This is a genomic window from Oxalobacter formigenes, from assembly GCF_002127965.1.
GTDB classification, from domain to species: domain Bacteria; phylum Pseudomonadota; class Gammaproteobacteria; order Burkholderiales; family Burkholderiaceae_D; genus Oxalobacter; species Oxalobacter formigenes.
In genome coordinates, this window is the sequence record NZ_CP018787.1 from 797621 (window position 1) to 810624 (window position 13004).

13 protein-coding genes are annotated in these 13004 nt (G+C 51.2%); 8 read left to right on the plus strand and 5 right to left on the minus strand.

The window, feature by feature from the left end; translation table 11 throughout:
* The first annotated feature begins 4 nt into the window (after positions 1-4).
* From nuoN to asd, 8 genes are all read left to right on the plus strand, one after another.
* Positions 5-1492, plus strand: coding sequence for an NADH-quinone oxidoreductase subunit NuoN (nuoN, locus tag BRW83_RS03780; protein ID WP_005881410.1), 1488 nt, complete (start codon positions 5-7; stop codon positions 1490-1492).
* 104 nt (positions 1493-1596) lie between these two features.
* Positions 1597-2721 (plus strand): chorismate synthase, encoded by a 1125-nt coding sequence (gene aroC, locus BRW83_RS03785; protein ID WP_005881409.1) that lies wholly within the window; start codon positions 1597-1599, stop codon positions 2719-2721.
* A gap of 21 nt (positions 2722-2742) precedes the next feature.
* A complete protein-coding gene (locus BRW83_RS03790) occupies positions 2743-3903 on the plus strand; it encodes an MFS transporter (RefSeq protein ID WP_005881408.1) in 1161 nt (386 codons plus the stop codon).
* Between the two features lie 81 nt (positions 3904-3984).
* Complete coding sequence (gene leuC, locus BRW83_RS03795) at positions 3985-5388, plus strand: 3-isopropylmalate dehydratase large subunit (RefSeq protein WP_005881407.1); 1404 nt, start codon at positions 3985-3987, stop codon at positions 5386-5388.
* A 15-nt stretch (positions 5389-5403) separates the two neighbouring features.
* Positions 5404-5523: an entericidin A/B family lipoprotein gene (locus BRW83_RS03800; RefSeq protein WP_081442202.1), complete on the plus strand. Its 120-nt coding sequence runs from the start codon at positions 5404-5406 to the stop codon at positions 5521-5523.
* A 120-nt stretch (positions 5524-5643) separates the two neighbouring features.
* Complete coding sequence (gene leuD / locus BRW83_RS03805) at positions 5644-6291, plus strand: 3-isopropylmalate dehydratase small subunit (RefSeq protein WP_005881405.1); 648 nt, start codon at positions 5644-5646, stop codon at positions 6289-6291.
* 66 nt (positions 6292-6357) lie between these two features.
* A complete protein-coding gene (gene leuB / locus BRW83_RS03810) occupies positions 6358-7425 on the plus strand; it encodes a 3-isopropylmalate dehydrogenase (RefSeq protein ID WP_036603938.1) in 1068 nt (355 codons plus the stop codon).
* A gap of 31 nt (positions 7426-7456) precedes the next feature.
* The gene (gene asd, locus BRW83_RS03815) at positions 7457-8572 is read left to right on the plus strand and encodes an aspartate-semialdehyde dehydrogenase (RefSeq protein ID WP_005881401.1); all 1116 of its coding nucleotides are present in this window, start codon (positions 7457-7459) and stop codon (positions 8570-8572) included.
* Positions 8573-8746: 174 nt separating this feature from the next.
* On the opposite strand, the gene BRW83_RS03820 is transcribed toward asd, so the two are convergent.
* The 5 genes from BRW83_RS03820 to BRW83_RS03845 form a co-directional block, all read right to left on the minus strand.
* Positions 8747-9310: a TIGR03943 family putative permease subunit gene (locus BRW83_RS03820; RefSeq protein ID WP_005881399.1), complete on the minus strand. Its 564-nt coding sequence runs from the start codon at positions 9308-9310 to the stop codon at positions 8747-8749.
* Positions 9307-10146: a metal ABC transporter permease gene (locus BRW83_RS03825; protein ID WP_036603098.1), complete on the minus strand. Its 840-nt coding sequence runs from the start codon at positions 10144-10146 to the stop codon at positions 9307-9309. The genes BRW83_RS03820 and BRW83_RS03825 overlap by 4 nt, the downstream gene beginning before the upstream one ends.
* A complete protein-coding gene (locus BRW83_RS03830; RefSeq protein ID WP_005881395.1) occupies positions 10127-10846 on the minus strand; it encodes a metal ABC transporter ATP-binding protein in 720 nt (239 codons plus the stop codon). Before BRW83_RS03830 ends, BRW83_RS03825 begins: the two co-directional genes overlap by 20 nt.
* Positions 10847-10922: 76 nt before the next feature.
* Positions 10923-11867 carry a metal ABC transporter substrate-binding protein gene (locus BRW83_RS03835; RefSeq protein ID WP_086131739.1) on the minus strand — a complete coding sequence of 315 codons (945 nt, stop codon included), beginning with the start codon at positions 11865-11867 and terminating at the stop codon, positions 10923-10925.
* 433 nt (positions 11868-12300) lie between these two features.
* Positions 12301-12729 carry a Fur family transcriptional regulator gene (locus BRW83_RS03845; protein ID WP_005881391.1) on the minus strand — a complete coding sequence of 143 codons (429 nt, stop codon included), beginning with the start codon at positions 12727-12729 and terminating at the stop codon, positions 12301-12303.
* Between the last annotated feature and the right edge of the window lie 275 nt (positions 12730-13004).

A 13004-nucleotide genomic window follows, 5' to 3' on the forward strand; every position in this document is an offset into this window, starting at 1 on the left:
CGACATGAATTCGATGAACCTGCTTCCCGCCCTGCCAGAACTGATACTGATCGCATCGGTACCGGCGATATTGCTTATCGACCTGTTTTTGCCGCAAAACAGGCGGGATGTCACATTCGGTTTGTCGATATTGGCGATACTTGGCTGTATCGCCGTCACATTCATTTTTCCACAGGAAAAAAATATTGCCTATAGCTTCGGGGGGGCTTTCATTTCCGATGCCGTATCGATTCTGTTAAAGCTGTGTACTTATATCGCCATGCTATTCACGCTGGTATATGCACGCCGCTATATCAATGAACGGAATCTGACCTCGGGTCATCTGGGTGGCGAGTTTTACAGCCTGTCTCTTTTTGCCATGCTCGGCATGATGGTCGTCATTTCCGCTGCGGATTTTTTGACGATGTATCTGGGCATTGAACTGATGTCTTTTCCGCTCTATGCACTGGTGGCTTTGAAACGAAACGACAGCAAGGCCGTCGAGGCAGCAACCAAGTTTTTCATTCTGGGCGCGCTGGGTTCAGGCCTTTTGCTCTACGGGATTTCCATGCTTTACGGGGCGACAGGCTCGCTCGATTTTATCGAAGTGGCAAGAATATCGGCTTACAGCGGTATCAGCCGGACGATTCTGGTTTTCGGTATCGTTTTCGTCGTGGCCGGTATCGCCTTCAAATTGGGTGCCGTACCGTTTCATATGTGGGTGCCAGACGTATTCGAAGGCGCGCCGACAGCCGTTACCCTGCTGATCGCCGGTGCACCGAAACTGGCCGGGTTTGCGATCTGCCTGCGCATTCTGGTCGAAGCGCTGTTGCCACTGGCTTTCGATTGGCAGCAGATGCTGATGATCATTGCTATCCTGTCGATGGCACTGGGTAATGTCGCCGCGATCATGCAGAAAAACATCAAGCGCATGCTCGCCTATTCGACGATTGCCCAGATGGGGTACATGCTGCTGGGCATGCTGGCCGGAGTCAGGGAAGGGACTCGCGTCATCGCTTCCACTTTCGCGTACAGTTCGGCCATGTATTACACCATAGTCTACGTGCTGGCGACGCTCGGTGCGTTCGGCGTGATCCTGATGATGTCCGGCAAGGGACTGGAAGCGGACAGACTGGACGATTTTCGTGGCCTGAACCGTCGCAATCCATGGTATGCCCTGATTATGCTCGTCTGCATGTTTTCTTTTGCCGGTGTTCCGCCGCTGGTCGGCTTTTTCGGCAAATTCGCCGTGTTTCAGGCACTGGTCGATGCAGGACTGATCTGGCTGGCAATCGTCGGGATTGTCTTTGCCGTGATCGGCGCGTTTTATTATCTTCGGGTCGTCAAGTTCATGTATTTTGACGAGCCTGCGGATGAGCGGAAAATCAGCGTCCCGCTGGATATGTCGGTTGCGCTTGGTGTCAATGGATTGCTGATCATCGTGCTGGGCATTTTGCCGGGCAGTCTGCTGGACTGGTGCGTGTTTGCCATCAACAGCGCTTTCCTGCTTTAACCGGGTGTTGCGTCTGTCTGAAAGTAAACCGGCATTTATCGTGGCGCGTTTATAAACCGGGGATGTTAAAATCAGGTTAATTCAAATATTTTACGGATCGAGCTATGGCTGGCAATACTTTCGGAAAACTGTTTTCGGTAACGACGTTCGGGGAATCGCACGGCGCGGCCATTGGCTGTATTGTCGACGGTTGCCCTCCGGGAATGGACTTGTCGGAAGACGATATCCAGCCTGAACTGGATCGCCGCAAACCCGGCACTTCCCGTTTCGTCACGCAGCGCCGTGAACCGGATGCCGTCAAAATCCTGTCAGGCGTTTATCAGGGAAAAACCACCGGTACGCCGATAGCGCTTCTGATCGAAAATCAGGACCAGCGCAGCAAGGATTACAGCAATATCGCCGACGTTTTTCGCCCCGGCCATGCCGATTATCCCTACTTTCTCAAATATGGCTTGCGCGACCCGAGAGGTGGTGGCCGTTCGTCAGCCCGTTTGACGGCTGTGACCGTTGCCGCAGCGGCGATTGCCAGAAAATGGCTGAAAAAACGTTACGGTGTCGAAATCAAAGCTTGTCTTTCCCAGCTGGGGGATACGCCGATTCCATTCCAGTCATGGAATTTCACGTCGCACAATTTATTCTTTGCGGCGACGGATTCCAGCGCCTTGTTGAGTGCGCTCGAGGAAAAGATGGACGCCTTGCGCAAAGCGGGCGATTCCATCGGCGCGAAAGTCGATATCATGGCGACCAAAGTGCCCGTCGGTCTTGGCAATCCGCTTTTTGAAAAACTCGACGCTGAAATCGCTGCTGCGATGATGGGCATCAATGCAGTCAAGGGTGTTGAAATCGGCGACGGTTTCGCTTCGGTTGCACAAAAAGGTTCCGAGCATGGCGATGAAATCACGCCTGATGGTTTCCAGACCAATCATGCGGGCGGTGTTCTGGGTGGAATTTCCACCGGTCAGGATATCCGTGTGTCCATCGCCATCAAGCCGACGCCTTCCATTCGTCTGCCACGCCAGTCGATTGACGGGCAGGGTGAGGCGGTCACTGTCGAAACGACAGGCCGCCACGATCCATGTGTCGGCATTCGGGCCGTTCCGGTCGCGGAAGCGATGCTGGCGCTGGTATTGATGGATGCCGTTTTGCAGCATCGTGCGCAGTGCGCCGACGTGCTTCCCCCGTTTCCTCCTGTCGAAGGAGATTTGCCGCAGTCCATCGACGGCGAATAAGGATGTTTACCGGATCGAGTCGTGTCAGACAATTCATGGCCTAAACAGTCGCTCGGTTTCGGCGCGTTTTATTTCAGCTATTACAGTTTCGTCGGTGTTTTCCCGACCTTCGTTTCCCTTTACCTGGCGTTCAGGGGTATCAGTGCGTTTGAAATCGGCATTCTGATGTCGCTCATGCAGGCCATGCGTATTGTCGGGCCGAACCTGTGGGGATGGATGGCGGACTGGACAGGGCAGCGTGCCCGGGTGCTCCAGTTCACGGCGGGCTCGGCGCTGATTGCATTCACCGGTTTCTTCTTCGGCGGCAGCTTCTGGTATTTCGCTTTTTTCATGATTGCCGTCAATCTGTTCACCAGTGCACAAGGCCCCTTGTCCGATGCCCTGATCCTGTCGGAAATGCAGGGCAATATGTCCCGTTACGGGCAATTGCGTCTGTGGGGGTCGGTCGGCTATGTCTTCATGACGGCGGCTTCCGGTTTTGTGCTGGACTGGACGGGGATCGGCCTCATGCCCTGGGTCGGTGCGGCCATTCTCGGAGCCGTTCTCGTCGTCAGCCTGTGCCTTTACCAGACGCCGCAAACACTTGTCGCCAAAAAAATGGTGTCGGTCTGGCAGGTGATGAGCCAGCGTGAAGTGATCGCTTTCATGGTTTCGGGCTGTTTTATGCTGGCGGCGCACTCGGCACTGTATGCGTTTTATTCGCTTTACCTGTCCGTGATCGGTTACAGCAGCGTCACGATCGGCATCATGTGGGCGATCGGCGCTTCCGCTGAAATCATTTTCTTCATCTATCAGGCACCGATCATGAAGCGCTTCGGTATCAAGGCCATTTTGCTGACGAGCCTCTTTCTGGCGGTCGTGCGTTTTGCCCTGATCGGGTTCGGGGCTGAGTCGTTCATCATTTTGCTGATCGCCCAGATTTTGCATGCCGCGACTTTCGGCTCGCATCACGTTGCCTCCATTTTAAGCATCCAGAAATGGTTTGCGGGTCCCTTGCAGGCGAGAGGACAAGCGCTCTTCATCAGCGCTTCCTACGGTGTCGGCGGTACGCTCGGCGGGTTCTTCCTGTCGTGGGTGTGGAAGGATTTCACGCCGGAAGCCGTTTACTGGGTCGCATCCGGTTTTGCACTCATCGCATTTCTTGCAGCATGGCAATCATTTCGCTGGCAAGTGCCAAAATAAAACGCAATAACCCTATGCTCTGTCAGGTTTGCCGCTGAATGTGGCATAATAATTTATTAGTCAACAAAGTATATAAGCATCATGGCAAAAACTCTCTACGACAAACTCTGGGAATCCCATGTAGTGGATACGGAAAAAGACGGTACGACGATTTTGTATATCGATCGCCACCTTCTGCATGAAGTCACCAGCCCGCAGGCGTTTGAAGGACTGCGTATCGCAGGCCGCAAGCCCTGGAGGGATTCTGCCAATCTGCTGGTAGCCGATCACAATGTCTCGACGCAGAACCGCCAGGGTCCGATTGCCGACCCGATTTCACGTTTGCAGGTCGAAACGCTGGATATGAATGCAAAAGCGTTCAATCTGACCTATTTCAACATGGCCGACAATCGTCAGGGCATCGTGCACGTCATCGGGCCTGAACAGGGTGCAACCCTTCCGGGCATGACTGTTGTCTGCGGCGATTCGCATACCTCGACCCACGGCGCTTTCGGTTGTCTGGCTCATGGTATCGGTACGTCGGAAGTCGAACACGTTCTCGCAACCCAGACGCTTCTGGCGAAAAAATCGAAATCGATGCTTGTTGAAGTCGAAGGGCAACTGGGCGAAGGCGTTACCGCGAAAGACATTGTACTGGCTGTCATCGGCAAGATCGGAACGGCCGGCGGTACCGGTTATGCCATCGAGTTCGCTGGTTCCGCCATCCGTGGTTTGTCCATGGAAGGCCGGATGACCCTGTGCAATATGGCGATCGAGGCAGGTGCCCGTGCCGGTATGGTCGCCGTAGACGATACGACAATCGAATACGTCAGGGGCCGTCCATTCTCTCCGACAGGCGACCAGTGGGAAAAAGCGGTCGCATACTGGAAGACCCTGCATTCCGATGAAGGCGCAAAATTCGACGCAGTCGTCAAACTGGATGCTTCCGAAATCCAGCCTCAGGTCACATGGGGTACGTCCCCGGAAATGGTGACTTCGGTTGATGGAAAAGTGCCTGATCCGGCCAACGAAGCCGATCCGATCCGCCGTGATGCGATCGTTCGCGCACTGAAGTACATGGATTTGCAGCCGAATATGCCCATCACGTCGATTGCCATCGACAAGGTTTTCATCGGTTCCTGCACCAATTCGCGTATCGAGGACCTGAGAGCGGCCGCAGCTGTCGTCAAGGGTAAAAAACGTGCCCCGAACGTGGCGCTGGCGATGGTTGTTCCCGGTTCCGGTCTCGTGAAAGAACAGGCGGAAAAAGAAGGTCTGGACAAGATCTTTATCGAAGCCGGTTTCGAATGGCGCGAACCGGGCTGCTCCATGTGTCTGGCGATGAACGACGACCGGCTCGCTCCGGGCGAACGTTGTGCATCCACGTCGAACCGGAATTTTGAAGGACGACAAGGACAGGGTGGCAGAACCCATTTAGTATCACCTGCAATGGCAGCAGCAGCTGGCATTGCCGGACATTTTGTTGATGTGCGTGAAAACCGTTAAAAGAAGGAGAATAAGATGAGAGCTTTGATCGCTGTTCTGGCAGCAGTGGCTTTTCTGGCGGGTTGCAATACCGTGCAAGGTGTAGGCAAGGATGTGCAGAAAGCAGGTTCTGCCGTAGAAAAAGCTGCTAAATAAACGTTAGAAATAACGTTTATTCTGGAAGTGAATTTGTTTTGTTTTCGGCTTTCCGACGCACTGGACAGGGAAGCCGGCTCTTTTGTTTTCGAACGAAAGACACATGGATTGATTTGAATCATGGAAAAATTTACCGTACATACCGGATTGGTCGTGCCACTGGATCGTGTCAACGTGGACACGGATGCGATTATCCCCAAGCAGTTTCTGAAATCGATCAAGCGGACAGGCTTCGGCCCGAACCTGTTTGACGAATGGCGCTATCTCGATCATGGCGAGCCGGGTATGGACAATTCCATCCGTCCGGTCAATCCGGATTTCGTGTTGAATCAGCCGCGTTATGAAGGCGCCTCGATTTTGCTGGCACGCAAGAATTTCGGATGCGGTTCTTCCCGCGAGCATGCTCCCTGGGCCTTGCAACAGTATGGTTTCAAAGCCGTCATCGCACCGAGCTTTGCCGACATTTTCTTCAACAACTGTTTCAAGAACGGTTTTCTGCCGATTACCCTGTCGGAAGAACAGGTCGAGCAGCTGTTTACGGCCGTTGAAGCGAATCCGGGTTATCAGCTGACGGTCGATCTGGAAAAAATGGTCGTCAGAAACGATGACGCTTCCATCGCGTTCACTTTCGCGATTGACCCGTTCCGCCAATATTGCCTGATGAACGGTCTGGACGATATCGGCCTGACACTGCAAAAGGCGGACAAGATCCGGGAATACGAAAAACGCCATGTCGGCGAACAGCCCTGGCTGGCCAATACGATTTGATTGTTTTATAAATACATAAAAACGGTTCTTCCCGACGAAGGCGGAACCCCATACGAGAGGAAAGACGTGAAGATTGCAATGCTGCCGGGTGACGGTATCGGCCCGGAAATTCTGAATGAGGCCGCTCGCGTATTGAATGCGCTTGATGAAAAATTTGAAATGGAATGGGCCGACGTCGGTGGCGCAGGTTATGCCGCTCACGGCCATCCGTTGCCGGAAGGGACACTGAAGCTGGCAAAGGAAGCCGATGCGATCCTCTTTGGTGCCGTCGGCGATTTCAAATACGACACGCTGGAACGTTCCCTGCGTCCGGAACAGGCTATTTTAGGCCTGCGCAAAAACCTGAAACTGTTCGCCAATTTGCGTCCGGCCATCCTCTATCCTGAACTGGCAGGCGCTTCGACGCTGAAACCGGAAGTCGTTTCCGGACTGGATCTGCTGATCGTCCGCGAATTGACCGGTGACATTTATTTCGGCCAGCCACGTGGCCACCGTTCTGCACCGGACGGTGCTTTTGAAGGTGCCCGTGAAGGTTTCGATACCATGCGTTACGCTGAACCGGAAATCCGTCGTATCGCTCACATCGCTTTCCAGACGGCCAAAAAACGCGGCAAACGCCTGACGTCCGTCGACAAGGCCAACGTGCTGGAAACCTCACAGCTCTGGCGTGAAATCATGATCGACGTGTCCAGGGAATATCCTGACGTCAAACTGGATCACATGTACGTCGATAACGCCGCCATGCAACTGGTTCGCGCACCGAAAGAACTGGACGTTATCGTGACCGGCAACATGTTCGGCGACATCCTGTCCGACGCAGCTGCGATGCTGACCGGTTCGATCGGCATGCTGCCGTCCGCTTCGCTGGACGAAGACAACAAGGGGCTGTACGAACCGTCTCACGGTTCCGCTCCGGATATCGCCGGCAAAGGCATTGCCAACCCGCTGGCACAGATTTTGTCTGCCGCAATGATGCTGCGCTACTCCCTGAACATGGGCGAACAGGCAGACCGTATTGAAAAAGCTGTCAAGAAAGTGCTGGCGGATGGATTGCGTACGGGTGATATTTATGAAGAAGGCACCAAACGTGTCGGTACGAAGGAAATGGGTGACGCTGTCGTCGCCGCTCTGTAAGACATGTCTGGATGATTGATCGGGTGATTAAATGAAACTGGTAGGATTGATTGGCTGGCGCGGAATGGTCGGTTCCGTTCTGATGCAGCGTATGCAGGAAGAAAACGATTTCGATTTGTTCGAGCCCGTTTTCTTCACGACGTCGAACGTTGGAGGCAAGGCGCCTGCAATGGCGAAAAACGAAACCGTCCTGAAAGACGCTTTCAATATCGACGAACTGAAAAAATGCGACATCCTGATTTCCTGCCAGGGCGGTGACTATACCGTTGACGTTTTTCCGAAGTTGCGGGCAGCCGGATGGGATGGTTACTGGATTGATGCCGCTTCCAAGCTGCGCATGAACGACGATGCACTGATCATTCTCGACCCGGTCAATCGCAAGGTCATTGAAGATGGCCTCTCCAAAGGTATCAAGAACTACATCGGCGGAAATTGCACCGTTTCGTGCATGCTGATGGGCCTCGGTGGCCTGTTTGAAAACGATCTCGTCGAATGGATGACGTCGATGACGTATCAGGCCGCTTCCGGCGGTGGTGCGCAACACATGCGGGAACTGCTGACCCAGTTCGGTTCCATCCATACCGAAGTCAGGATGAATCTGGAAAACCCGGCTTCGGCCATTCTTGAAATCGACCGTCAGGTGCTGGCTCGCCAGCGTGGCATGACGGCCGATGAAACGAAACAGTTCGGTGTCCCTCTCGCAGGTAACCTGATCCCCTGGATCGATACCGATCTGGGCAATGGCATGTCACGCGAGGAATGGAAAGGCGGCGCCGAAACCAACAAGATTCTGGGCAAAAACGATGGCAACAAGGTTATCGTTGACGGCCTCTGCGTCCGTGTCGGTGCAATGCGTTGCCATTCCCAGGCATTGACGATCAAGCTGAAAAAAGACGTGCCGCTGGACGAAATCACCGATATCCTGAAAAGCCACAACCAGTGGGCGAAAGTCGTGCCGAATACGAAAGAGGATTCGGTGCGTGACCTGACGCCTGCCGCCGTCTCCGGTAGTCTGACGATTCCGGTCGGACGCTTGCGCAAGCTGGAAATGGGTAATGATTACCTCTCCGCATTTACTGTCGGCGACCAGTTGCTTTGGGGGGCTGCCGAACCGTTGCGTCGCATGCTGCGAATCATCCTGGAATGACGGGATGGTTTGTTTTCGGAATGATTGCCTGATTTGAACGTTCCAGGCAGGAAAGGCTTTTCACCATTCTTTAACTGTAAGTGCAGGGCCGCCATTATTGCCTTGACATGAATGGAGCAGGCTATAGAGAGTTTAAAAAGGGTAAATCGCGCCATGCAGATTTACCCTTTTGTTTTATTGCGTTACCAGTTCCTTGCCATGTTGCGTTTTCCTTTCGATGGAAATGACATTCAGAACGAGATTGGTGTAGCCTTCAGGTGTTCGTGTCAGTTCAGGTGTTCCGGTTACACGAATCCAGTCTTTTTCCTGTGGGAGTTGTCCTGCATATTTCAGCAGAAAACCGCCCCAGCCATCGTTGTCGCAGCAACCCGGGCCGTAACGATAAATAACCGGAACCTTCAGGCTGCCGTCACGGGTCGTGAACGAGGCGTACATCCCTTCCACAATAATGGTTTTGTCTTTGTATTCATCAAAATTGTAATAAATGTCGTTGATTTGCGTCAGGAACATTTTTTCACTGATTTCAAGAATATCCGAATCAGGATTCGGATTATATGGCTCGGGTACTTCTTCTTCATCAGAAACTTCTTCCCTGGAAGTGTCTGCCAGGGAATCCGAATAAATTGTTGGGGTGTCGTCCATTTTCGGCGGTTTTGCATCGAATCCCATTCGGCCAGCCGGATTGCTGCAGCCTGAAACAAGAAGACATAGCGCCACTGTAATGCAGAATTTCTTCATATTATTTGCTCATGGAAAAATGTTTTTTTGATTGTCTGGATCAGCCAATAAAGCAGAAAAGCCGCAATATTGCATATCACGATACTGGCACCGGTTGGAGTCGCATACTCATAAGAAATCACGATGCCGATCCACAGGCATATGACGGATATAACAGCCGAGTTGATGATCACAGTCCTGAATTTTCTGCAAAGACGCATTGACGTCAGGGCAGGAAAGACGATCAGGCTGGAGATCAGCAAGGCTCCCATCATCCGCATTCCGAGAACGATAATCAGGGCGGACATCAGCGCAATCAGCATGTTATAAAATCCGGAACGGTTTCCAGTTGCACTGGCAAACGATTCGTCGAAAGTGATGGCAAAGATCCGGTTGTAAAACAGGATGAACATCAGCAGAATGGCAATGGAAAGGGCGAGGCTCAGGTAAACGTCATTACGGGACATGCCGAGAATGCTGCCGAAAAGATAATTGCAAACATCGGTATTCATCCCCGTGGTCATTGAAAGAATCATGACGCCCGTTGCCAGCGCTCCGGTTGAAATGAGTGCAATAGCCGCGTCGCCCTTGATTTTGCTGTTTTCGCTGATTCTGAGCAACACGAAGGAGGCAGCCACGACAACGGGAATCGCAACGGAAAGCGGAGCGGCGTTCAGTGCAGTTGCCAGTGCCAGAGCGCCGAACCCGACATGTGAAAGACCATCTCCGATCATGGAATAACGTTTCAATACCAGGCTGACACCCAGCAATGACGAACACAATGCGACAAAAGTACCGACCAGAATGGCCCGTACCATGAAAGGATAGGAAAATATTTCAAGCATCAGGCTGAACATATGTCTCCTTTCCAATGAATCTCCGGCCAATATCGCTGTTCTGGTATTCCCCGGCAGTCCCGAAAAAAAGCTGGGTATGGTGAAGATGCAAAATGTGTTTCGCATATTTCATGGTAGATGGAATGTCGTGCGAGACCATAATGACCGTAATGCCTTGTCCGTTTATTGTTTGAATCAGCTCGTACATTTCCTGTGAAACGACGGGGTCCAGCCCCGCCACCGGTTCATCCAGCAATATCGCTTTTTTTGTCGCGCACAAGGCGCGGGCAAGCAGGACCCGTTGCTGCTGTCCACCAGACAGTTCACGGTAACATTTGTTTTTCAAATGACCGATTCCCAACCGTTCCATATTGTGCTCGGCGACATTTTTTTCATTTTTTGAATAAAATGGCCTGAAACCCAGTCTGTTCAGGCATCCTGATAAAACGACTTCATAAACACTGGCAGGAAAATCTTTCTGGATACTTGTCTGTTGGGGTAAATAGCCGATTTCGGCGGGTGCAAGCCGGTTATGCATTTCAATAATGCCGGCGAATGGCTTTTTCAGGTGAAGAAGTCCTTTGAGCAGGGTGCTTTTTCCCGAGCCGTTTTTTCCGACAATACAAAAATAATCGCCATCCACTATGCTGAAATTGAGATCTTTAACGGTAACGACATTGTCGTAAGCGAAAGAAACGTTTTTGCAGGAAATCATGTTCATTAGCTGACCGATCTTTTTATTAAAATATTCCCGTCACGTCAGGGCGGTGATCTGAAAATTACCGCCCCGGGTATCGTCAATTCAACGCAGCCTTCAGGCTTTCGACGTTTTTATTCATCATGGAAAGAAAGTTTTCGCCGGCTTCCAACTGGTCACGAGTGATGTTGTGATTGGAAAACAGGGTCATTTTCCGTGCACCGGTGGCGTCACTGATAGCGTCCGCAATTTTGCCGTTTGAAAATTCAATGGTGAAAACGACGGGAAGATGTTCCCGTTTTACCCGATCGATCAGGAATGCCATCGTTGCGGCGCTGGCCTCGGTTTCGGTGGAGCAACCTGAAAAGGCCGCATAGTATTTCAGTCCATATTCATCGGCAAAATAACGGAATGGAAAACGGTCGCCGAAAAGTATCGTTTTGCGTTTGGCGTTCTTTACAACGTTTCGGAAAGCGTCATCCAGCGATTTCAGTTGAAGAATATAGTTTTCGCGGTTTGTTTCATAAGCTTTTGCGTTTTCCGGATCTTTTTCACTCATCTTCGCGGCGATGCTGTTTACAATCGCCATGGCGTTTTTGGGGGAAGTCCAGACATGCTCGTCCAGTTCATCTTCGCCGTCGTCATGATCGTGTTCCATTCCCTTGACGACTTCTTCCTTGACGGTCGGAACAATATCGAGCAATTTCAGGGTTGCCGGTTTTTTGTCACCCATTGAACTCAGGATTTCTTCAATCCAGACGTCGTTTTCGCCTCCTGTATAAATGAACAGGTCGGAATTCCGGATCAGCTTGATATCCTGCGGAGTGGGTTCATAAGTATGGCTTTCCATGCCCGGTTTGAGCAACATGGTAACTTCTGCCTTGTCACCGGCCAGCTGCCGTGCGAAATCGTACTGCGGAAAAATCGTGGTAACAACTTTCAGTTTGTGCGGGTTGGGCTTGTCTTCCTGAGTACGCGACTGGCAGGCAACCAGAAAGCAAAGAGACAATACCGCCATGATCAGAATAGAAAAAAAACGTTTCATTTGTTTAAAACCTTCCAGGACAGTCAAACACAGGCAAAAACAGGCAGATGCCTGAGTTGGCCAGTAAAAAATGTGTTGTAACACCAGAGGAAAGTCTCAATTATTCATTCTGGTTTTCTGGCTGATTGGCGTGGCATGGGATAAAAGGAGAATTCGGCCAGCGCACAGAGGTATTAACAGGAAGAGTGCCCCCGAAATCAAACTGAACGAAAGGATTTCCATGAATCCGGCCGGTTCAATGGGGTGGTCAGCAAGTTTGAGAGATGTGCAGACAGGGCAGGGAACACCAAAACCTTCATCGCCGGTGTCGTGATGAAAGTGGCATGTTGAGAAAATGGCAAGATAAACCAGTGCGATACATAAAAAGATCGCCAGGGTTCTATTTTGTCGAAAAATTCTCATGAAATGCCTTGAATCTGGATAATCTGCACGCTCAACGATGAGACGAATTCATGCACTGGGTGCAACTTCCATACAAAACCGTGCGCAGGGAATTGATATCGAGCCCATGCTTTTTCAAAAGATGATCTTGTATCAGTCCCAGTTCATCACAATGCAAATGAATCAGTTTTCCGCATGACTCGCATTTGAAATGGAAGCATGAGGTCTTTTCATCTTCCTGATGGGAACCCACATACTCAAAACAGGCAGCGTCGGTCTTGTCCAGAAGGTATTGATTGACAAGGCCTTCATCGATCATTCTTTCCAGATGCCGGTATATGGTGGACATACCGATGGATATGCCCAGTTGCTGGAAATGGTGATGAATATCGCTTGCCGTCACGTGTTTTCCCGATAACGATTCCAGATACGAAAACAGCGTTTTCCGGTGTCTGGTCTGATATTGCGATGACCTGTTCAAAAGAGATCCTTTTTTCTGAATTTGAAAATCGTTCTCATATTGTAGTCTTGTTGTTCCGGTATATCAATGTGAGAATGAGAATCATTTTCACATTGATGATATTTCTTTTGACAGACTGCCGTTTGCAAGGGCGAAGCCTTTTAATGCGAATCTTTTCGATGACGCCGGTTACCATTGATCCATTTTTAAAAAATCAATATTATGAAAATCATATTTTTGTTTGATAAGTCGTTTCCGGAGGTGATGAATATAATTTGCGCAGGTAAAATAGGGGA

Excerpts from the sequence above, each read along its gene's own strand:
- leuD (WP_005881405.1), top strand. The coding sequence starts at position 5,644 with ATGGAAAAATTTACCGTACATACCGGATTGGTCGTGCCACTGGATCGT.
- leuC (WP_005881407.1), top strand. The coding sequence starts at position 3,985 with ATGGCAAAAACTCTCTACGACAAACTCTGGGAATCCCATGTAGTGGAT.
- BRW83_RS03800 (WP_081442202.1), top strand. The coding sequence starts at position 5,404 with ATGAGAGCTTTGATCGCTGTTCTGGCAGCAGTGGCTTTTCTGGCGGGT.
- asd (WP_005881401.1), top strand. The coding sequence starts at position 7,457 with ATGAAACTGGTAGGATTGATTGGCTGGCGCGGAATGGTCGGTTCCGTT.
- BRW83_RS03825 (WP_036603098.1), bottom strand. The coding sequence starts at position 10,146 with ATGTTCAGCCTGATGCTTGAAATATTTTCCTATCCTTTCATGGTACGG.
- BRW83_RS03835 (WP_086131739.1), bottom strand. The coding sequence starts at position 11,867 with ATGAAACGTTTTTTTTCTATTCTGATCATGGCGGTATTGTCTCTTTGC.
- nuoN (WP_005881410.1), top strand. The coding sequence starts at position 5 with ATGAATTCGATGAACCTGCTTCCCGCCCTGCCAGAACTGATACTGATC.
- BRW83_RS03820 (WP_005881399.1), bottom strand. The coding sequence starts at position 9,310 with ATGAAGAAATTCTGCATTACAGTGGCGCTATGTCTTCTTGTTTCAGGC.
- aroC (WP_005881409.1), top strand. The coding sequence starts at position 1,597 with ATGGCTGGCAATACTTTCGGAAAACTGTTTTCGGTAACGACGTTCGGG.
- BRW83_RS03830 (WP_005881395.1), bottom strand. The coding sequence starts at position 10,846 with ATGAACATGATTTCCTGCAAAAACGTTTCTTTCGCTTACGACAATGTC.